The organism is Rhodoferax ferrireducens, assembly GCF_031458075.1.
GTDB classification, from domain to species: domain Bacteria; phylum Pseudomonadota; class Gammaproteobacteria; order Burkholderiales; family Burkholderiaceae_C; genus Rhodoferax_B; species Rhodoferax_B ferrireducens_A.
Genome location: NZ_JAVDXT010000005.1, coordinates 251072 through 271331, shown reverse-complemented (window position 1 = coordinate 271331; position 20260 = coordinate 251072). Strand labels below are relative to the sequence as shown.

Here is a 20260-nt window from a genome sequence, read left to right as displayed (position 1 = left end):
CAGGCGGTAGGCGTTGCACCCCCTGCCCGCCACGGGCAAGGGGAGGCTTATTTCAAGCGCTTGATCAGGCTGGACGTATCCCAGCGCTGGCCACCCATTTGCTGGACGTCGGCGTAGAACTGGTCCACCAGGGCGGTGACCGGTAGCCGCGAGCCGTTGCGCTTGGCTTCGTCGAGCACCAGGCCCAGGTCCTTGCGCATCCAGTCCACAGCAAAGCCGAACTCGAACTGGCCGGCCACCATGGTCTTGCCGCGGTTGTCCAGCTGCCAGCTCTGGGCCGCGCCCTTGCCTATGACTTCCAGCACCTGCAGCATGTCGAGCCCCGCGTGCTGGCCAAAGGCTACGGCTTCGCTCAGGCCTTGCACCAGGCCGGCGATGCAGATCTGGTTGACCATCTTGGCCAGTTGGCCGGCACCGCTGTCGCCGACCCGGGTGCAGGCGCGCGAGAACGCCATGGCGGTGGGGGCGATGGCATCAAATGCCGCCTGGTCGCCGCCGCACATCACGGTCAGCATGCCGTTTTGCGCACCTGCCTGGCCACCGGAAACCGGCGCATCGATGAAGCGCAGGCCGAGGGTACGGGCGGCGCTGTCGAGTTCGCGGGCGATCTGGGCCGAGGCCGTGGTGTGGTCGACAAAGATGGCACCCGGCGCCATGCCAGCAAAGGCGCCATCGGCCCCCAGCGTGACCGAGCGCAGATCGTCGTCGTTGCCAACGCAGCAGAACACGATGTCGGCGCCGATGGCCGCCAGGCGTGGCGTTTCAGCATGTTTTGGGGCGTTGGTGCTTACATACTCTGCGCACCACGCTATGGATTTTGCAGTGGTGCGGTTGTACACCGTGACCTGGTGCCCTGCCAGCGCCAGGTGCGCAGCCATGGGATAGCCCATGACGCCCAGGCCGAGGAAGGCGACTTTTTTGGAAGGGACGGGAGCGTAGGTTTTGGGGTTGGTGCTAGACATATCAATCAAAGGATGGAACTAAAAGACAGAACGCCGGCCTTCCAGAAACACCGCAGAGCTGGCTTTGCCAGGCTGCTGGTGTTGCCCCCTGCAAGGGGGTTGGCGGAAACACGTAGTGTGGAGCCTGGGGGTGAGTCAAACTATAGCGAAATGCTCGGTGCCCGCCGCCAGATCCTGGGTTTTGGCGCGCTGACTGTTGAGCTTGATCTGCAGCCGCAGGTCGTTGAGGGAGTCGGCGTTGCGCAGCGCATCTTCGTAGCTGATCAGCTGGTTTTCGTACGCGTCGAACAGCGCCTGGTCGAAGGTCTGCATGCCCAGGTTGCGGCTCTTCTTCATGATCTCCTTGATCTCGGAGACCTCGCCCTTGAACACCAGGTCGGAGATCAGCGGGGTGTTCAGCATGATCTCGATCGCAGCGGCGCGGCCCTTGCCGTCCTGCCGCGGAATCAGGCGCTGCGACACGATGGAGCGCAGATTCAGCGACAAGTCCATCAGCAGCTGCGGACGCCGCTCTTCGGGGAAGAAGTTGAGAATCCGGTCCAGCGCCTGGTTGGCATTGTTGGCGTGCAGCGTGGCCAGGCATAGGTGACCGGTTTCGGAGAACGCGATCGCGTGCTCCATGGTTGTGCGGTCGCGGATTTCGCCCATCAGGATCACGTCGGGCGCCTGGCGCAGCGAGTTCTTCAGCGCGTTGTCCCAGCTATCGGTGTCCAGGCCGACTTCGCGCTGGGTCACCACGCAGTTCTTGTGGGCGTGCACGAACTCGACCGGGTCCTCGATGGTGATGATGTGGCCAAACGAGTTGTCGTTGCGCCAGTCGACCATGGCCGCCAGGGTGGTCGACTTGCCGCAGCCGGTACCGCCGACCAGTATGCACAGGCCGCGGGCGGTCATCACCACGTCTTTCAGCACTTGCGGCAAAGCCAGGCCGTCGATGGTGGGGATGGCCACCGGGATCACCCGCAGCACCATGCCGACCTTGCCTTGCTGCACGAAGGCATTGACGCGGAAGCGGCCGATGCCGGCGGGTGCGATCGCAAAATTGCATTCCTTGGTGCGCTCGAATTCGGCCGCCTGCTTGTCGTTCATCACCGCGCGGGCCAGCGCCAGTGTGTGGGCGGCGCTCAGCGGCTGGGGCGATACCTTGGTCAGGCGCCCGTCCACCTTGATGCCGGGTGGGAATTCGGAGGTAATAAACAAATCACTGCCGTTGCGGCTGACCATCAACTTCAGGAGATCGTTGATGAACTTGCTGGCTTGGTCGCGTTCCATCGTATGGGCCCTGCTAGTTGGGACGGTCGCTGAAGCGGGCGCTGATGGCGCGCAGCCTGAGAGACAGTTTACGTGCGAGTAAGGCGATCAGACTGGCCGCCAGCCGGGGGTCGGTGTTCATCATGTCGTCCATCGATTCGGCGCTGAGCGCGGCGATTTCGCAGTCGTCCAGCGTGGTGCAGGCCGAGAAGCGGATACCGCTGTCGAGCAAGGACATTTCGCCCAGGATGTCGCCGGGCTTGGTTTCGGCCAGCCGCAGGTGCTCGCCCCAGGGCTGCAGGCGGTCCACCGCGATCGTGCCTTTGAGCAGCACCACCATGAAGTTGCCGTATTCGCCCTGGCGGATGATGTCGCGTCCGCCCGGCACCAGGGCAAACTGGAAGAAGCGCTCCATGCGTTCTATGGACGCCGCATCCAGCTGCGCCATGTTCTTGTCCTTGGCCCACAGGGTTTGCAGCAGTTTCACGCTGTTGCCGGAGGGAAGCCGCTTGGCGCCGACCTCGACCGCGCGGGCGTCCCAGGGCACCAGCATCGACGGGTCCACATTCTGGCCGTTGAAGGCCGTGGTGAAGAGCACCGAGTCGGGCATGGCGGACTCCGGCTTCGGGCCCGATTTGGCGAGTAGAAAGTCGAGAATACCCTTCATGGGGTGCTCCAGTGGTCTGTCATGGTCAACCTGGGAAATTCTCAGGAATTTTGGCTTTGCCCCGGGCTTCTGCAGGGCTGATGATATTGCGGCGCACCAGGTCGGTCAGATTCTGGTCCAGGGTTTGCATGCCGACGCTGTTGCCGGTCTGGATGGTGGAGTACATCTGCGCCACCTTGGCTTCGCGGATCAGGTTGCGGATCGCGCTGGTGCCCAGCATGATTTCGTGTGCCGCCACCCGGCCCTGGCCGTCCTTGGTTTTGCACAGGGTTTGCGAGATTACGGCCTGCAGTGATTCGGACAGCATGGCGCGGACCATTTCTTTCTCTTCAGCCGGGAACACGTCGATGATCCGGTCTATGGTCTTGGCGGCGCTGGAGGTGTGCAGGGTGCCGAACACCAGATGCCCGGTTTCCGCCGCCGTCATGGCCAAGCGGATGGTTTCCAGATCGCGCATTTCGCCCACCAGAATCGCGTCAGGATCTTCGCGCAGGGCCGAGCGCAGGGCGGCTGCAAAGCTCAGGGTATGCGGGCCGACTTCGCGCTGGTTGACCAGGCACTTCTTGGATTCGTGGACGAACTCGATGGGGTCTTCGACCGTCAGCACATGGCCGTATTCGGTTTCGTTAAGGTGGTTCACCATGGCCGCCAACGTGGTCGACTTGCCCGAGCCGGTCGGCCCGGTGACCAGCACCATGCCGCGCGGCTTGAGGGCCAGATCACCAAAGATCTTGGGCGCATTGAGCTGCTCTAGCGTCAGGATCTTGGAGGGAATGGTCCGCAGCACGGCGCCCGCACCCCGGGCGTGGTTGAAGGCGTTGACCCGGAAGCGCGCCAGGCCTTCGATCTCGAACGAGAAATCGACTTCCAGAAACTCTTCGTAGTGTTTGCGCTGGCTGTCGCTCATGATGTCGTAGACCATGGCGTGCACGGTTTTGTGGTCCAGCGGATCGACGTTGATGCGCCGTACATCGCCATGCACCCGGATCATGGGCGGTAGCCCGGCCGACAAATGCAAGTCCGAAGCCTTGTTCTTTACGCTGAACGCGAGCAGTTGGGTGATGTCCACGGATCCCTCGATGTTTGGTACGCTGTGGGTTTGATTATGACTACCATTAGTAACAATCTCCAAGGCGTTCGTGCACGTATCGCTACAGCCTGCGCGCAGGTGTCCCGCCCCGTCGATAGTGTGACTTTGCTGGCGGTTTCCAAAACCTGGGGCCCCGAGGCGGTGCGCGAGGCCTTTGCGGCCGGGCAAGCTCGGTTTGGTGAAAACTATATCCAGGAGGCGGTCGACAAAATTACCGCTTTGCGGGATCTGCCCTTGGAGTGGCATTGCATAGGCCCGATCCAGAGCAACAAAAGCCGGCTGGTCGCCGAGCATTTTGACTGGGTGCATACGATTGACCGGCTGAAGATTGCCCAGCGGCTCAGCGACCAGCGCCCCGCGCATTTGCCGCCGTTGCAAGTGTGTCTGCAGGCCAATGTGGACGGCGGGTTGACCAAGTCGGGCATCCACCCCGATGAAGCTCTAGCCCTGGCAGCCCAGGTTGCGGAGCTGCCGCGCTTGTGTTTGCGTGGCCTGATGGTGATTCCTGAGCCTGTCAGCGATTACGAGGGTCAGCTGGTGGCGCTGCGGCAGGCCAAAGCCTTGTTTGATGCGATGGCCGCCAGCCTGCCGGGGGCTGCGCAATTCGATACTTTGTCCATGGGCATGACCGCTGACTTGGAGGCGGCCGTGGCGGCTGGCAGCAGCATGGTGCGGGTAGGTACGGCTATTTTTGGCGGCCGGGTTGCCGGTATTGCAGAGATTCCCTGAGGTCTGAGGTGTCGACCTCTGTGTTGGAAATAAGGTGCCGGCCGCGTTGTTGGGTTTTGCTGCGGTACATCGCGCTGTCGGCTGCACGCAAGAGCTGCTCTGCGGTTTGGCCATGGACAGGGTAGATTGCAATACCGATGCTTAGCGATGGCACGATACGGTCTGCGGGGCGCTGCGGCAATGGCTCGGACATGCTGGCAATGATCTTGTCGGAAATGCGTGTTGCATCCTCAACGTTGGGCAGCGGTGTCAGCAAAACCGCGAACTCGTCGCCACCCAGGCGGGCTACTACGTCGTTATCGCGGATCTGGGCGCGTACCCGTTTGGCCACTTCTGCCAGCAGCGCGTCGCCCGTGGCGTGCCCGTACCGGTCGTTGACGGATTTGAAATGGTCGTGGTCGAGGTACAGCACTGCCAGTCCACGGCCCTCGGTTTGGTTCTCTTGCAGTACGCGCGTCAGGCGGCGGCGAAAGTAGGCGCGGTTCGGCAGGCCGGTCAGGCTGTCATGGTTGGCCAGATGCGTTTGCGACAGGCTTTCCTGGTGGAGTGGGGTCTGATGGGCTTCGATTTCTTCCAGCAGCGCATTGAAGCCTTCGCCCAGTTGGTGCAACTCGGTAATTTTCGACGCGGGTGCGCGGCTCTGCGTCGACCGCTCCTGGCGGGCCGCATGGGTGAGGGCGATCAGCGCTTGCAACGGCTGCATGATGTCGCGTCGGACGCGGCGTGATAGCTGCCGCATGGCCAGGCCACCCAAGGCCAGGCATACCAGCATGCCGGCCAAGCCGGAGAACAAGAACCAGACGAAGCTGGAGCCATCGCCTCGCAGCCGCACCTCGCCAATCTGCTTGCCCTGGAACACCACGGCAGCGGTGGTTGGCTGCGTGAGCAGCAGGCTGACCATGCGGTCCCCCACGGTATTGAGCAGGCTGTTGGAGTTGCGCTGGTACTGGCCGAGCACCGCGCCCTTGGCATCTAGGACGTGGGCATGGGCCAGGGACTCCTGGCTGGCGATTTGGCCCAGTGCTTCCTGTATGGCCGTCGTGTCTTTGAATGCGGCAGCTGCTTCGGTGGCATAGGCGATGGAGCGCGCCACGTGCTGCAGGTTGTGTTGGGCCGATGCGCGCAGGGCCATCAATGCGGCCAAGGTCAGGGCGAACCCGAGTGCCAGCACCATCAGCATGGCCACTCTGAAGTGGGCTTGCTGGAGTGTGGCGAGCAGGCTGGTCTGCTCGTCAGGGGCGTTCAGGGCCGTGGTTTTCATGGGCGGTTGCCGTCGCAGCGGATGGACCGATGTACCGCTGCGGTTGGCCAGCGGCCATGACTCAGAATGCCCAGCAGGGTTTCTGATTTCATAGCAAGCGCAGGCGGGTGGAGTTCTTGACTTCTTCCATTACCGCATAGGTGCGGGTTTCGCGCACGCCCGGCAGCTGCCACAGCACCGTGCCCGCAAATTCTCGGTAGGCCAGCATATCCGCCATGCGGGTCTTGAGCAGGTAGTCAAACCCGCCCGCCACCATATGGCACTCCATGATTTCAGGCCGTACCTGCACGGCGGCTTTGAAGGCATCGAAGACATTGGGGGTGGTGCGGTCCAGCAGCACCTCGACAAACACCATCATCGATGCGCCCAGCTGCAACGGATTCAGCCGCGCCTCGTAGCCCAGTATGTAGCCGTCCTTGGTCAGCCTTTGCACCCGCGCCAATACGGCAGTAGGCGATAACGCTACCTTTTCGGCCAGCTTCAGATTGGATATGCGCCCATCCTCCTGTAAAAAATCCAGGATCTTCAGGTCGATGCGGTCCAGGTCAAGCAAAGTGGTGCTCACGACAGGCGGTAGGTTTCTAAGTGGATGCTGGTTTCGGTGCTGCTGATGCCCTGCACCAAGCGGATGCGCTCCAGCACTTGGGACAACTCGGACAGGTTGGCGGCTCGCAATTCGGCCAGCAGATCCCAGCGGCCATTGGTGTCATGCAGGGTTGCAACACCGGGCTCGCCCAGCAGGCTGCTGATCACGGCGCGGGTGGCGTTACCGGCCACTGCAATCGACATCCAGGCGCTGATGCCCTGGGGTTGTGCATCGGGTCTGAGCCGTACCGTATAGCCCACGATCACGCCCGCATCTTCCAGCTTGGTGATGCGATTGGTCACCGTACCGCGTGAAACATCCAGCTTTTGCGCCAGGGTTGCAACCGTGGTTCTGGCGTCCTTGCGCAGCAGCGATATCAGTTGTTGGTCAATTGCGTCCATGTTTCCATTCTGGTATGAGCGATTGCCTATGTGTCAACTGGCTGGCAATAAGTTCTATAAATTAGTAGTTTGAAGGTCAAAAATGTTGTTGCAAATCGATACGATGTAAAGAAGCCGTCATATTGTGTGGTTATTACAACAATGGAAGAGGTTTTTATAGGGTTATCGCTAGTTGCTGAATCTTTTGCGGCAAACTTCGAACACCAATTTTTCAACCCCGTTAGGAAACCCATGAAAAAAAGTCTGATTGCTTTGGCTGTTTTGGCCTCCACCGGCGCCGCAATGGCCCAGTCTTCCGTTACCTTGTACGGTATTGCCGACATCAACTTGCAGTCCAGCAAGCCAGTCACTTACGATCCAGCGACCGGTACAATTTCTAAGGGTTTGCGTGAGACGCTGCTGGAAAGCGGCGGTGTTTCTGGCAGCCGTTGGGGTATCAAGGGCTCCGAAGATCTGGGCGGTGGCCTGAAGGCTAATTTCGTTCTGGAAAGCGGTTTCAACATTGATACCGGCACGGGCAAAGCTGCTGGCCTGTTCAATCGCCAATCGTATGTTGGTTTGTCCGGTGGTTTCGGTGAAGTTCAACTGGGTAACTCCTATACCCCTCTGGATGATATCCACGGTACGGCCAATGCAGTGTTCGACTCCATCCTGTCGCCTACCGCTTACATCCAAGCTGGCTACGTTTCGAATCCTCTGAACCAAATCAAGTACCTGACCCCTAACCTTGGTGGTTTCAGCGGTGCTGTTAGCTACGCTCTGGGTGAGAACAAGACAGCTACTACCAACGCTCGCAACGTATACGCCTTTAATGTGCAGTATGCTGGCGGCCCGCTGTATGTTGGTTACGCTTACCAAAATGACAAAAAGAATGTCACGCCCGGCATTGCTACCAAGCACAACTTGATCAACGCCACTTACGACCTCGGCGTGGCTAAGCTGTTGGCCAGCTACCGCAACGTGAAGAACACCGATCTGGGTGACGACAAAGAAAATACCGTTCAAATCGGTGTGGACGTTCCAGTCGGTGCAAGCCTGGTTGTTTCGACCGGTTTTGCCCGTGCCAATGCTGAAAATGCTGGCGTTGCAGATCGCAAGAGCACCGGTTTCGCACTGGGCGCTTCGTACAGCCTGTCCAAGCGTACTTCCGTGTACACCGGCTTCAACTTGACCGAAATCAAGCAAGCTTCGGTTAAGGAAAAGGGCAACCTGTACTCTGTGGGCATCCGCCACGCGTTCTAATTGCCTGCCGGCGTGATGCCGGTTTGCATTTAGCAATCGTAAAAAAGCCACCCGGCATGTCGGGTGGCTTTTTTTTGGTCTGCACAGAGGTGGCTGATGTTTTGGCAGAAATGTTTGCCATATTGTCAATATTTCAGCATAAAGATGGCATTGTTGGCGATATACATTGACATGGCATCTTGCGACACTGGCTGCATTCCACGGATCTGCAGGTGCTGAAAGCCAGATGGCCCCAAGCGCATGCAGGTCACTCCAAGCCAAAGCACGCCAAAGGCCCGCACCATGAACAGCACCACCTCACTCGCCACCACCCCTTTTCTCAGCGCCCACGATGTGGCCACCATCGTCCAGCGCAAGGGCCTGGATGCCTGCCTGCGCGGCATGGCCGATGCGATCCATGCGGACTTTCTGCGCTGGCCTGAATTTGACAAATGCGCACGTGTCGCCAGCCACTCGGCGGATGGCGTGATCGAGCTGATGCCGATTGCCGATGCGCACAGCTACGCCTTCAAGTACGTCAACGGCCACCCCAAGAACAATGCCCTGCACGGCCTGCCCACGGTAATGGCGTTTGGCCTGCTGGCCGATGTGGCCACCGGCGTGCCCGAGCTGCTGAGCGAGCTGACCTTGACCACCGCCATCCGCACCGCGGCTACCTCCGTGGTCGCGGCCCGTGCACTGGCCCGCCCGAACAGCCGCAGCATGGCGCTGATCGGCAATGGCGCACAAAGCGAATTCCAGGCCCTGGCCTTCCACCACCTGATGGGCATCCAGGAAGTCCGCCTGTTCGACACCGATCCGTTGGCCACCGCCAAGCTGGCCGACAATCTGCGTGCCACCGCTCTCAAGGTGGTGATCTGCGCCAGCACGGCCGAGGCCGTGCGTGGTGCCGACATCGTGACCACGGTCACGGCCGACAAGACCAATGCCACCATCCTCACGCCCGAGATGCTGGAGCCTGGCATGCACATCAATGGCGTGGGCGGCGACTGCCCTGGCAAGACCGAGCTGCACCCCGATGTGCTGCGTGCCGCCAGCGTGTTTGTCGAATACGAGCCGCAAACCCGTATTGAAGGTGACCTGCAGCAGCTGCCGACCGACTTCGCCGTGACCGAGCTGTGGAACGTGCTGGCCGGCACCGCCACCGGCCGCAGCAGCGCCACCCAGATCACCGTGTTCGACTCGGTAGGCTTTGCGATGGAAGACTATTCGGCCCTGCGCTTTATGCGTGACACCGCCCGCGAACTCGGCCTGGGCCAGCGCCTGGCGCTGATTCCCGACCTCGCCGACCCGAAAGATTTGTATAGTCTGGTACGCCCCACCGTGCTCCGCGCCGTGGCACCCGCCCCACTACCAGAAACAATAGCAGCATGAGCAATACCAGCATGGGCGTAAGCCTGATTGGCGTACCCACCGACGTAGGCGCGGGCGTGCGCGGCGCGCGCATGGGCCCCGAGGCCTTGCGCGTGGCCGGCTTGGCCCTCGCGCTGCAGCAGTCGGGTCTGGACGTGCGCGACTGCGGCAATATCCGCGGTCCGGCGAATCCCTGGCAGGAGCCGGTCGACGGCTACCGCCATCTCCCCGAGGTTGCGCAGTGGAATGAGTTGGTGCACAAGGTGGTGCATTTCGAACTGCAATCCGGCCGCCTGCCCATCATGCTGGGTGGCGACCACTGCCTGGGCATTGGCTCGATCAGCGCGGTCGCCCGCCATTGCCGCGAAACCGGCAAGAAGCTGCGCGTGCTGTGGCTGGATGCGCATGCCGACTTCAACACCGCGGCGCTGACCCCCAGCGGCAATATCCACGGCATGCCGGTGGCCTGTCTGTGCGGCCATGGCCCGCGCGAGCTGGTCGAGATCGGCGGCCATGTGCCGGCCATCAGCCCGCGCGAGATCGTGCAAATCGGCATCCGCAGCGTCGACGCCGGCGAGAAGCGCTTTGTCCACGAGATGGGCATTGAAGTCTTCGACATGCGCTTCATCGACGAGATGGGCATACGCCACACCATGGAAATGGCGCTGGATGGCCTGGATGCCAATACCCACTTGCATGTCAGCCTGGACGTGGACTTTCTGGACCCGGTCATCGCTCCCGGCGTCGGCACCACGGTGCGCGGCGGCCCCAACTACCGCGAAGCCCAGCTGTGCATGGAGATGATTGCCGACACCGGCCTTCTGGCCTCGCTGGACATCGTCGAACTGAACCCCGCGCTGGATGTGCGCAACCAGACCGCCGAACTGGCGGTCGACTTGGTGGAAAGTCTGTTTGGCAAAAGCACGCTGATGCGCCAAGTCACCGATGCCACATGACTTTCTGTCCGCCCTGCTGGTCCTGCTGATCGTCATGGACCCGCTGGGCAATGTGCCCATCGTGCTCAGTCTGCTGCGTGATACGCCCAAGGAGCGGCGCTTTCTGCTCATCACCCGCGAATGCCTGTTTGCGCTGGCCATCCTGCTGGTCTTCATGCTGGTCGGCGACCGGCTGCTGCACGTCATGCACCTCACCGACGCCTCGCTGGAAATCGCCGGCGGCGTGATCCTGTTCCTGATCGCCATGGGCATGGCCTTCCCGAGCATGGGCGTCAGCTTCTCCGGCCCCGAGCAAGAGGCCGAGCCCATGCTGGTGCCGCTGGCCATCCCCATGATCGCCGGCCCGTCGTCGCTGGCCACGGTGCTGCTGCTGGCCTCGCGCCAGCCCGAGCGCGCCTGGACCTGGGCCGGCGCCATCACCCTGAGCATGGTGGTGGTCTGGCTGGTACTGCTGTCGGCCAATGGGCTGGCGCGGCGCATCGGCAAATCGGGCCTGATCGCACTCGAACGCCTGATGGGCTTGCTGCTGGCCGCGATGGCGGTGCAGATGCTGATCTCGGGGCTGCGCAACGCCTTTCCCATGATCGCGCAGTAATCTTGGTTTGTAGTTTTAAAAACTAGTTTGACGTAGAAATTTGGTGAAACTATCGGATATTGGCGCGGCAAACTAGCGGATATTGCAATCTGTAGACCCTCAATTTCCACCGGAGTTCACCATGCGCTTGCCCACCCCCTACCGGCCCGAGGCCGAAGTCGTCGCCCACCGCCTTGCCGCCCTGTCGGGTGCGCTGGAATGGGCTGTTGCCTCGGCCCCCGCGCGCCCCTGGGTACAGGCGGTGCGCGACAACCCGCCGCCGTTCTGGGCCATGGAAAGCCTGCTGCGCGAATACCCGATCTCCAGCGCCGAGGGCCTGGCCCTGATGCGCCTGGCCGAAGCCCTGCTGCGCGTGCCCGATGCCGAAACCGCCATCGCCCTGACCGCCGACCAATTGGGCCGCGCCGACTTTGACGGCATGGACGAAACCGGCGCCGCCCAGGTGCTGGGCCGCTCCACCCTGGCCAAGCTGTCCAGCAGCGCCATCGCTTTGTCGAAGAAATTCCTGCCCGATGCCGAGGCCCCGCAAGGCCTGCTCACCAAGCTCGGTGCCAAGACCGTCGTCGCCGCCACCGTGCGCGCCGTCCAGCTGCTGGGCCGCCAGTTCGTACTGGGTCAAACCATTGGCGACGCCATGGACGAGGCCGATGCCGCGCGCAAAAAGCAGGCCCAGCTGACCTATAGCTACGACATGCTGGGCGAGGGCGCGCGCACCGATGCCGACGCGCTGAACTACCTGCAAAGCTACAAGAATGCTATCGAAGCCATAGCTGCCCGCGCAGACAAGACGGGCGCTACTGAGAAAAATGACGGTATTTCCATCAAGCTCAGCGCCTTGCACCCGCGCTACGAATGGACCCAGCGCGAGCGCGTGCTGGCCGAGCTGGTGCCGCGCGTCTGGAGCCTGTGCGAGCAGGCCGCCCGCGCCAACATCAACCTGACCATCGATGCCGAAGAAGTCGACCGCCTGGAGCTGTCGCTGGACGTGTTCGAAGCACTGGCTGCCCTGGTGGCCCAGCACCAGCCGCAGTGGCGCGGCTTCGGCCTGGCCATGCAGGCCTACCAGACCCGGGCGCTGGAGCTGATCGAACACATCGCCAGCATAGGCCGCAAATACAAGCTGCGCCTGATGTGCCGCTTGGTCAAAGGCGCGTACTGGGACTCGGAAATCAAGCGCGCCCAAGAGCTGGGTCTGCCGCACTACCCGGTGTTCACCCACAAGCACCACACCGATGTGTCCTACCTGGCCTGCGCCAAGGCGCTGCTGGACGCGCCCGACGCCATCTATCCGCAGTTCGCTACCCACAATGCCGCCACCATCGCCGCCATCCTGAGCCTGGCGGCCAAGAGCGGCAATCCGTTCGAGCTGCAGCGCCTGCACGGCATGGGCGAGGGCGTGTACCGCGAGGTGTTGAAGAACCCGCTGATCGGCTGCCGCGTCTACGCCCCGGTGGGCAAGCACCGCGACCTGCTGGCCTACCTGGTGCGGCGTCTGCTGGAAAACGGCGCGAACTCGTCCTTCGTGCACCAACTGGCCGACGAGTCGGTGGGTATGGAAGAAATCCTGGTGTCGCCCCTGCGCCTGGAGCCGGAATCGGCCTTCGTGCTGCCGCCCAAGCTGTTCGGTGCCGGCCGCAAGAACAGCGCCGGCCTGGACCTGGAAGTCGCCACCCAGCGCGCTGCGCTGCAAACCGCCTTTGACAACCTGACCGTTCCCTCGGTGCCAGAATTTGATGCCAAACAGGCCGCTAGCGCATATGCCACCAGCGCAACTAGCTACAAAATCTGGAGCAAAGCCCCGGTCGCCGAGCGCGCCGCGCTGCTGCGCCAGAGCGCCGACGCGCTGGAACACCAGATGCCGCGCTTCTGCGCCATCCTGGTCAAAGAAGCCTTCAAGACCTGGGGCGACGCCGTGTCCGAAGTGCGCGAAGCCGTGGACTTCTTGCGCTTCTACGCCGACGAGGCTGAGCGCATCATGGCGCCCGTCGCCTTGCCCGGCCCGACCGGCGAAACCAACGAGCTGCGCCTGAGCGCCCGCGGCGTCTGGGTCTGCATCAGCCCCTGGAACTTCCCGCTGGCGATCTTCATGGGCCAGGTCGCGGCGGCACTGGCCACCGGCAACACCGTGCTGGCCAAGCCGGCCGAGCAAACCCCGTTCGTCGCGCTGGAAGCCGTGCGCCTGCTGCACTCGGTGGGGGTGCCAGAAGCCGCGGTGCAGCTGCTGCACGGCCCGGGCGAAACCGTGGGTGCGGCCCTGGTGGCGCTGCCCGGCATTGCCGGTGTGGTGTTCACCGGCTCGACCCCGGTAGCCCGCACCATCAACCGTGCGCTGGCCGCCAAGGACGGCCCCATCGTGCCGCTGATCGCCGAGACCGGCGGCATCAACGCCATGCTGGTCGACAGTACGGCCCTGCCCGAGCAGGTGGTCGACGCCGTGGTGCAAAGCGCCTTCCGCAGCGCCGGCCAGCGCTGCTCGGCGTTGCGCCTGCTGTGCGTGCACGAAGCCATTGCCGACCACGTGATCGAAATGGTCCAGGGCGCGGCCAAGGAACTGGTGCTGGGCAACACGGCAGAGTGGGCGACTGACGTGGGCCCGGTGATCGACAAGGAAGCCTTTGACGGCATCCAGAAGCACATCCAACGCTTGCACTCCACGGCAAAACCCTTGCTGGCGCAATCAGCACCTGCGCGGGCAGCTGCTAATTTGATAGCGCCACAGGCATTCGAGCTGAAGCAGGTGAGCGACGTGGCGCAGGAAATCTTTGGCCCGGTGCTGCACATCGTGCGCTGGTCCGGCGATCCGCAGGCGGTGATCGAGCAGATCAATGCGCTGGGCTACGGCCTGACGCTGGGCATACAGACCCGCATCGACAGCCGGGCCCACGCGCTGGCCGCGGCCGCCCACATCGGCAACGTCTACATCAACCGCAACATCATCGGCGCGGTGGTCGGCGTCCAGCCCTTCGGCGGCGAAGGCCTGAGCGGCACCGGCCCCAAAGCCGGCGGCCCGCACTATCTGTACCGCTTCTGCGCCGAGCAGACGCTGACGGTGAACACCACGGCTGCTGGTGGCAACGCGGCGCTGCTGGCTTCCATGCCCTAATCTGCTATGGAATAGAGAGCTGCCGGCGCAGGTGAAGTCTGCGCTGGCAGCCTGAAAAGCTTTATTTCTAGCGCAATGCAAACGAGGCGGGCAGCGACACCGCGACCACGCCGTAGCGGTTCGGGTCCAGGCTGCCGGCGTTGGCCTTGTCGCCCAGGCCCTGCGTGCCGGTGATATCGCGCAGTGCGTCGGCGATAAAGCGGTTCAGGAACTTGTCGCCCTCGATGCGCAGCTCGGCGTAGGGGGCGTAGGCCAGCTTTTCCGACAGCTTCTGGATCACCTCGTCCTGGTGCTGGGTGAGCAGGCTGGCGAATTTATCGGACTCGATGTTGCCGATCTCCACCGTCACGGCGGGGATGGACAGGATGTGCCGGCTGCTTTCCACACCGTCTGCCAGCGGCTCGGTGCTAGCCAGCACCACCCGCAGCTCGGAGCCCAGCAGGGACAGTTTGCGGACCTCGGCGGTGGGGCTGGTTTTGGCCGGCTCGGCGCTGGGGAGCTTGTCCGGCAGCGCCGGGGCGCCTGCTACCAGCACGGCTGTCGCCGTGGGCAGCGCCGGTTTCTTCTTCGACGATAGCGACCACATCAGTCCACCGGCCGCCAGGATCACGATGGCCAGCAGCCACAGGTAGCCGTTGGACGTGGGGGCTGGCGCTGCGGGTCGGCGCGGCCGGGGCACCGTGTATCCGGTAGGCAGCGCGGGCCGCACGGCGGCTTGTTTCAGCTGCGCATCGTAGGCCGCGCGCTGGCCGGCATCCGACAGCACGCCGTAGGCTTGCGCGATCAGCGCGGCCCGGTTGGCCATGGCGCTGTCGGCCTGGTGCTTGTCCGGGTGGTGGCGTTGCATCAGGCTTTTGTAGGCGGCGCGCAGCACCTCCTTGCTGGCGTTCGGGCTGACCTCCAGTAGCTCGTAGTAGTTCATGCGGGTCAGCGGCGCAGCACTTCGCGCCATTCGGCTTTTTGCCGCTCTATGCGCATGCGCTCGGTCTGCTCCTTGAGGCGCTGGTCTTCCTTCTGCTGCCATTCGCGGCGTTCGTCGTCGCGCCGCGCCTGTTCCTTGGCCTGCAGCTCGGCCATGCGCAGGTCGGCGGCCACCTGTTCGCCGCGGCGCCGGGATTCTTCTTCGAAGCGGCGCGCGTCCTGTTCGACCTTGCTTTTCTCGCGCTCCACCGTGCGTTTTTCGTTCTCCTTGCGGCGGTTTTCGGCTTCCAGCGCATCCAGTTCGGCCTTGTTGGCCGGGCGCACGCCGTGGGCCTGGTAGTACTCCTGCAGCAGCACTTTCTCGCTGGCCTGGGCGGCCGCGGTTGCGGCCATTTCGGCCCGGCGGTTGGCCAGCAGCAGGCTGACGGATTGGGCGACTGCGGCAATCGCAAACAGGGTTCCCAGCACCATCAGAATCTTGCGCAGCAGCGGCGCCAGGCCGGATACCACCGGTTCGCTGCTGGACGCGAAGCTGCGGCTCTCGCGGAACGGCGCGGCGCCGGAGCGCAGCGCCATCGCATCGGCGCGCAGAGTCATGGCGTCGGCCCGCAAAGCCATGGCTTCGGCGCGCAGCGACAAGGCTTCGGCATCAGCCTGCAGCGGCACCAAGGCCAGCGAGGGCGCGGCGGCGACTGGCGCTGGCGCCGGCACGGCTGCCGCGGCCAGCTTGGCGTCGTAGGCATCGCGGCTGCTGGGGCTGGACAGGGTTTTGAAGGCCAGCTGGACCACCTTGAGCTTGAAGTCGAAGTCGTCTGCGCTGATGCGGTTTTTCTGCGACTCCAGCTTGGTGGACGCGGCGTCGAACGCGGCCTGGATCTCGGCCTCGGAGGCATCGGCAGCCACCGCCAGGATTTCGTACAGGGTTTTCTTCTTTGTCACCACGTCCATTCTTCCCTAAGCCTTTGTAAAGCTATTGTTACAAGAAACGGCGCGGGATACTGCGTCCAGGGCATGGAATTTTGAAGGTCTAGGCGCTGGCGATAGGTGCGAAGGTGTCGTCCATGGCGTCCAGGCTGCAGTCCAGCAGGGCCGGGGCGACTTCGCGCTCCAGCACGCTGAACATGCTTTCCACGAAGTCCATCAGCCCGTCCGAGGCGGCAATCGCCGCATCCACATGGCCGTTGGCCACCGCGTCGATGACGGCGATATGGCCGTCCACCGTGCTCTGCAGGTTGGTGTGCTGGGGCGTCTGCATGTGGTAGATCCAGCCGATGCGCCGGAAGATGGTGTGCAGCGGGCGCAGCGTGCTTTCCACAAACGGCTCGTTGGCGGCGGCCAGGAACAGCTGGTCGATGCGCCGGTCCACCTGGTTGAACTGCGCAATCGTCATGTCGGCGCCATGCTCCATCAGCTGGCGGCGCAGGTGCAGCATCTGGTTGCGCTGCGAGGCGCCGGAGCGCTCGGTGGCCAGGCGGATCACAAAGCGCTCCATGTCGCGGCGCAGCTGCAGCAGCACGCGCTCGCGGGTCAGGTCGACCGGGGCGATCTGGATGCCGTGGCGCGGCGAGACGATGACCAGGGTGTCGGCCGCCAGCCGGCTGACGGCCTGGTGCACCGGCGTGCGGCCCAGGCCCACCAGGGTCTGCAGCTCGTGGGTGGCCAGAAAGCGCCCGGGTTTGAGCTCGCAGCTGACCAGCAGGCTTTCGATCTGCTCATAGGCCTGGTCGGACAGGTTGACCTGGCTGCGGCGGCGCGGTGCGTCCGACAACGGCGCAGCAACGGCCGTCAGTGCGGAACGGGAGCCGGGGGACGAAGCCATAGTGTTCTTTCTGCGATTGCAATGGCATGCCCTACCGCATGCGTTCAGCTGCCAAGCATACCCTGATATGTAAGCTGCAGCACAGCGGCGTACAGCGCTTGTATAGAGGAAACGAGGCTAGTTTCTATTGCGTTCGGATTCCTTATGCATGCGGGTAAGCACCGAGAACTTTTGTGAAATATCACGTTATTCTTCATTTCGGTCGATTGCCGGACGCAGCCTGCAGACCACCCATTCGAATAACTTCGCGGCCCATGGGCCCGCATTGATGGAGACAAGCATGAAGAAACTGTCCAAGTTGTCGGTCTGTATGGCGGCGCTGGTGGGTGCCGTGGTGGTTGGCGGCCTGCCGCTGGCGGCCCATGCGCAGACCAAGGAGGCGCTGACTTTTGCGGCTGTCACGTTCAGCGAGGCGGGCCGGGGCGAGCGCCTCAAGGCCTGGGTCGAGAAGTTCAACAAGAGCCAGGCTGTCGCCGAAATCACGCCTATCGCCATTCCCTTCGGCAGCTTTGCCAAGACGGTCTTCACGCAGATGGGCGGCGGCGCAGGGCCCGACCTGGTGCGCATGGACGCGATCGACTACTACGCAGCCGTGAACAGCAAGAGCATCCTGCCGCTGGACGATTTGCTCAAGGGCGGCAACTACAAGTTCACCGAGCCCGACAAATACATGATCGTGGGCGGCAAGCGCTTTGGCGTGCCGTTTGAGCTCAGCAACTACGTGCTGCTGTACAACCCGGCCTTGCTCAAGGGCGGCAAGCCACCGGCGAACTTCGACGAATTTCTGGCCAGCGCCAAGGCCGCCACCGGGAATGGTGTCTATGGCTACGCCTACCGCGCCACCATGGCCGAGGGCAATGGCTTCTGGCAGGATCTGTGCAACTTCGTCTACGGCTTTGGTGGCCGCTGGAGCGACGCGCAAGGCAATCTGACCCTGAACGATGCCAAGGTGGTCGAGGGCGTTACCGCCTACAAGCAGATCTATGACGCGAGCGTGATTCCCAAGGGCGCGGACGCCGCCACCTACCGCCGCATGTTCTGGGAGCGCAAGGTGGCGATGGAGGTCGACAACGGCGGTGTGGCGGGTATCTTTAGCCTGCAGGCACCGGAACTGGCGTTTGCGGCCGCGCCGTCGCCGTTCCCGACGCGGGCCCAGGGCATGGTGCTGACCGCGCTGACCATCAATGCCAACACCAAGCACAAGGCCGCCGCCGAAGCCTTCATCAAGTGGACCTTGCAGCCCGAGAACCAGAAGGACCTGCAGGAATTGCTGGGCGCCAGCAACGTGGCCACGGTCGTCGAGCGCAGCCCGGAGATGATGGCCAAGCGGCCCTGGCTGAAGGTCTATGACGACCAGGCCGTGAACAGCGTGCCGCAGCTGGTCCAGGGCCTGGAGGTCAAGACACCGGAGATCCAGCAGATCGTGCTGGAGCAGGTACTCAAGGTCTTGCAGGGCGGCGTGGACCCCAAGAAGGCCATGGACGACGCCCAGCGCACGGCCCTGTCGCGCGTGCTGCGCAAGTAAGCCAGCCCACTGCAGACCTTCCCCATGCATGCTGCTGCATCTTCCGTAGGCGTCACGTCGCCGAAGGCCAAGCGCGACTGGACGCCCTACTGGTTCGCCGCGCCGGTGGCCCTGTATCTGCTGCTGTTCCAGGGGTATCCCCTGGTGCAGGAGTTCTACCTGAGCTTTACCTCGACCGCGCTGCTGTCGCCCGGCCAGCACACCTATGTCGGGCTGCAGAACTACGTCGATCTGGTGACGCAGGAGGAGTTCCGGCAGGTCTTTCTGATCACCGCCGTCTACACCGTGGTCTGCGTGGTGGCGGCGATCGGCCTGGGCCTGGGCGCCGCGCTGCTGCTCAACGCGCCGTTCCGCGGGCGCGGCCTGGCGCGGGCGCTGGTGACGATTCCATGGGCCGCGCCGCCGGTGGCCGTGGCCCTGATCTTCATCTGGATCTACAACGGCCAGTACGGCATCTTCAACCATCTGCGGGGTGCGCTCGGCGGTGCCGTCAGCCTGGAGAGCTGGCTCGATAGCCCGGCGCTGGCCTTGCCGGCCGTGTTGCTGACGACCATCTGGCAGATCTTTCCGTTTGCCTCGGTCGTCATCCTGGCCGCCTTGCAGGGCGTGTCCTCGGAACTGCGCGAGGCCGCGGTGATCGACGGCGCGGACCGGCTGAGCGTATTCCGCGCCGTGGTCTGGCCGACCATCCAGCCCTCGGTGGCGCTGCTCGCGCTGTTCCTGACGATCTGGTCCCTGCGCCGCTTCGACCTGATCTGGCTCATGACGCAGGGCGGCCCGATCGGTTCGACCAACACCATGGTGATTGAGCTGTACCGTCGCGCCTTTGTGTACCGCGATCTGGGGCAGGGCGCCGCCGTCGGCATGGTGGGCCTGTCGATTGCGCTGCTCATCACCATCGTCTATTTCCGCTATACCCAGCGCGTCGAGCGCGCCAAGGGGCAGCGATGAGCCGCACCTTGTCCTGGAGCCACGCGCTGCGCATGATCCTGGTGCTGGCGTTGCTGGGCGTGGCTGCGTTCCCAATTTACTGGATGCTGGTCACCTCGCTGACCTCGTCGTCGGACCTGTTCGCCCCCAAGCCGCACCTGCTGCCCGACTGGTCGCAAGCGGCGGTCTACGGCCACGCCTTCAGCGCCACCGCCGTCGCCACCTGGCTGAAGAACAGCGCCATCGTCGCCTTCGGCACGGCCGCGCTGAGCATCGTGCTGGCCATTTTTCCGGCCTATGTGCTGTCGCGCTACCGCATGCGGGCGGTTGCCATCCTGGGTGTGGCGTTGTTCGTCACGCAGATGCTGCCCGAAGCCATGCTGGTCGTGCCCTTGTACGCGATCTTCGGCCAGTTGGGCTTGCTGAATAGCCTGACCGGCCTGATCCTGGCCAACACGGCGTTCACGGTACCGGTGATCACGCTGATCCTCAAGGGGGCGGTCGACGGCGTGCCCATCGATATCGAGGAGGCCGCCGGCATCGATGGTTGCTCGCGCCTGGGCATCGTGCTGACCATGGTGCTGCCGCTGGTGGCGCCCAGCCTGGCTGCGGCTGCGGTGATCGCCTTCTTCCATGGCTGGAACGAATACGTGTTCGCCCAGACCCTGATCAGCGACCAGGGGCTGCAAACCGCTTCGGTCGGCCTGGCCGGCTTTGTGGGCGAGCTCAGCACGCCCATGCATACCGTGATGGCCATCGGGCTGATGTACACCCTGCCCGCCGTCATCTTTTATCTCTTCGTGCAGCGCTACGTCGTCTCTGGCATGACCGCCGGCAGCGTCAAAGGCTAACCCTTTCCGGACACCCAC

19 protein-coding genes are annotated in these 20260 nt (G+C 63.3%); 9 read left to right on the top strand and 10 right to left on the bottom strand.

Going from position 1 to position 20260, the window contains the following annotated elements:
* Positions 1-47: 47 nt before the first annotated feature.
* The 4 genes from J2X19_RS22290 to J2X19_RS22275 all read right to left on the bottom strand — a co-directional run bounded on the left by J2X19_RS22290 (position 48) and on the right by J2X19_RS22275 (position 3949).
* A complete protein-coding gene (locus J2X19_RS22290; RefSeq protein WP_310376626.1) occupies positions 48-962 on the bottom strand; it encodes an NAD(P)-dependent oxidoreductase in 915 nt (304 codons plus the stop codon).
* 135 nt (positions 963-1097) lie between these two features.
* Positions 1098-2234: a PilT/PilU family type 4a pilus ATPase gene (locus J2X19_RS22285; RefSeq protein ID WP_116606732.1), complete on the bottom strand. Its 1137-nt coding sequence runs from the start codon at positions 2232-2234 to the stop codon at positions 1098-1100.
* Between the two features lie 13 nt (positions 2235-2247).
* Positions 2248-2880 carry a cyclic nucleotide-binding domain-containing protein gene (locus J2X19_RS22280; protein WP_310376625.1) on the bottom strand — a complete coding sequence of 211 codons (633 nt, stop codon included), beginning with the start codon at positions 2878-2880 and terminating at the stop codon, positions 2248-2250.
* Between the two features lie 25 nt (positions 2881-2905).
* Positions 2906-3949 carry a type IV pilus twitching motility protein PilT gene (locus J2X19_RS22275; RefSeq protein WP_092760282.1) on the bottom strand — a complete coding sequence of 348 codons (1044 nt, stop codon included), beginning with the start codon at positions 3947-3949 and terminating at the stop codon, positions 2906-2908.
* A 36-nt stretch (positions 3950-3985) separates the two neighbouring features.
* On the opposite strand from J2X19_RS22275, the gene J2X19_RS22270 reads away from it, so the two are divergent.
* The gene (locus tag J2X19_RS22270) at positions 3986-4699 is read left to right on the top strand and encodes a YggS family pyridoxal phosphate-dependent enzyme (RefSeq protein ID WP_310376624.1); all 714 of its coding nucleotides are present in this window, start codon (positions 3986-3988) and stop codon (positions 4697-4699) included.
* On the opposite strand, the gene dgcN is transcribed toward J2X19_RS22270, so the two are convergent.
* The 3 genes from dgcN to J2X19_RS22255 all read right to left on the bottom strand — a co-directional run bounded on the left by dgcN (position 4656) and on the right by J2X19_RS22255 (position 6947).
* Entirely contained in the window at positions 4656-5960 is a 1305-nt protein-coding gene (gene dgcN / locus J2X19_RS22265) for a diguanylate cyclase DgcN/YfiN (RefSeq protein ID WP_310376623.1), read from the bottom strand. The two genes, J2X19_RS22270 and dgcN, sit on opposite strands and share 44 nt — an antisense overlap.
* An 88-nt stretch (positions 5961-6048) precedes the next feature.
* A complete protein-coding gene (locus tag J2X19_RS22260; RefSeq protein ID WP_092760288.1) occupies positions 6049-6513 on the bottom strand; it encodes an Lrp/AsnC ligand binding domain-containing protein in 465 nt (154 codons plus the stop codon).
* 8 nt (positions 6514-6521) lie between these two features.
* Positions 6522-6947, bottom strand: coding sequence for an Lrp/AsnC family transcriptional regulator (locus tag J2X19_RS22255; protein ID WP_092760290.1), 426 nt, complete (start codon positions 6945-6947; stop codon positions 6522-6524).
* Positions 6948-7178: 231 nt separating this feature from the next.
* Here J2X19_RS22255 and J2X19_RS22250 point away from each other — a divergent pair, with 231 nt between their 5' ends.
* From J2X19_RS22250 to putA, 5 genes are all read left to right on the top strand, one after another.
* Positions 7179-8189, top strand: coding sequence for a porin (locus tag J2X19_RS22250; RefSeq protein ID WP_310376622.1), 1011 nt, complete (start codon positions 7179-7181; stop codon positions 8187-8189).
* Between the two features lie 282 nt (positions 8190-8471).
* Entirely contained in the window at positions 8472-9563 is a 1092-nt protein-coding gene (locus J2X19_RS22245) for an ornithine cyclodeaminase (protein ID WP_310376621.1), read from the top strand.
* Positions 9560-10498: an arginase gene (gene rocF, locus J2X19_RS22240; RefSeq protein ID WP_116606738.1), complete on the top strand. Its 939-nt coding sequence runs from the start codon at positions 9560-9562 to the stop codon at positions 10496-10498. Before J2X19_RS22245 ends, rocF begins: the two co-directional genes overlap by 4 nt.
* The gene (locus J2X19_RS22235; protein ID WP_310376619.1) at positions 10488-11093 is read left to right on the top strand and encodes a MarC family protein; all 606 of its coding nucleotides are present in this window, start codon (positions 10488-10490) and stop codon (positions 11091-11093) included. The genes rocF and J2X19_RS22235 overlap by 11 nt, the downstream gene beginning before the upstream one ends.
* Positions 11094-11214: 121 nt before the next feature.
* Positions 11215-14196: a bifunctional proline dehydrogenase/L-glutamate gamma-semialdehyde dehydrogenase PutA gene (putA, locus tag J2X19_RS22230; RefSeq protein WP_310376617.1), complete on the top strand. Its 2982-nt coding sequence runs from the start codon at positions 11215-11217 to the stop codon at positions 14194-14196.
* Between the two features lie 67 nt (positions 14197-14263).
* Here putA and J2X19_RS22225 read toward each other — a convergent pair whose 3' ends face one another.
* The 3 genes from J2X19_RS22225 to J2X19_RS22215 form a co-directional block, all read right to left on the bottom strand.
* Positions 14264-15148 (bottom strand): J domain-containing protein, encoded by an 885-nt coding sequence (locus J2X19_RS22225; RefSeq protein WP_310376615.1) that lies wholly within the window; start codon positions 15146-15148, stop codon positions 14264-14266.
* Positions 15124-16056, bottom strand: a complete 933-nt coding sequence (locus J2X19_RS22220; RefSeq protein WP_310376613.1) for a DnaJ domain-containing protein — start codon at positions 16054-16056, stop codon at positions 15124-15126. The genes J2X19_RS22225 and J2X19_RS22220 overlap by 25 nt, the downstream gene beginning before the upstream one ends.
* Before the next feature lie 88 nt (positions 16057-16144).
* Positions 16145-16936, bottom strand: a complete 792-nt coding sequence (locus tag J2X19_RS22215; protein ID WP_310376611.1) for a GntR family transcriptional regulator — start codon at positions 16934-16936, stop codon at positions 16145-16147.
* A 280-nt stretch (positions 16937-17216) separates the two neighbouring features.
* Between J2X19_RS22215 and J2X19_RS22210 the strand changes: the two genes are divergently transcribed.
* The 3 genes from J2X19_RS22210 to J2X19_RS22200 are packed head-to-tail and all read left to right on the top strand — an operon-like array spanning position 17217 to position 20242.
* Complete coding sequence (locus J2X19_RS22210) at positions 17217-18461, top strand: ABC transporter substrate-binding protein (RefSeq protein WP_310376609.1); 1245 nt, start codon at positions 17217-17219, stop codon at positions 18459-18461.
* A gap of 24 nt (positions 18462-18485) precedes the next feature.
* Positions 18486-19412, top strand: a complete 927-nt coding sequence (locus J2X19_RS22205) for a carbohydrate ABC transporter permease (RefSeq protein WP_310376607.1) — start codon at positions 18486-18488, stop codon at positions 19410-19412.
* The gene (locus J2X19_RS22200) at positions 19409-20242 is read left to right on the top strand and encodes a carbohydrate ABC transporter permease (protein ID WP_310376605.1); all 834 of its coding nucleotides are present in this window, start codon (positions 19409-19411) and stop codon (positions 20240-20242) included. Before J2X19_RS22205 ends, J2X19_RS22200 begins: the two co-directional genes overlap by 4 nt.
* Positions 20243-20260: the final 18 nt, after the last annotated feature.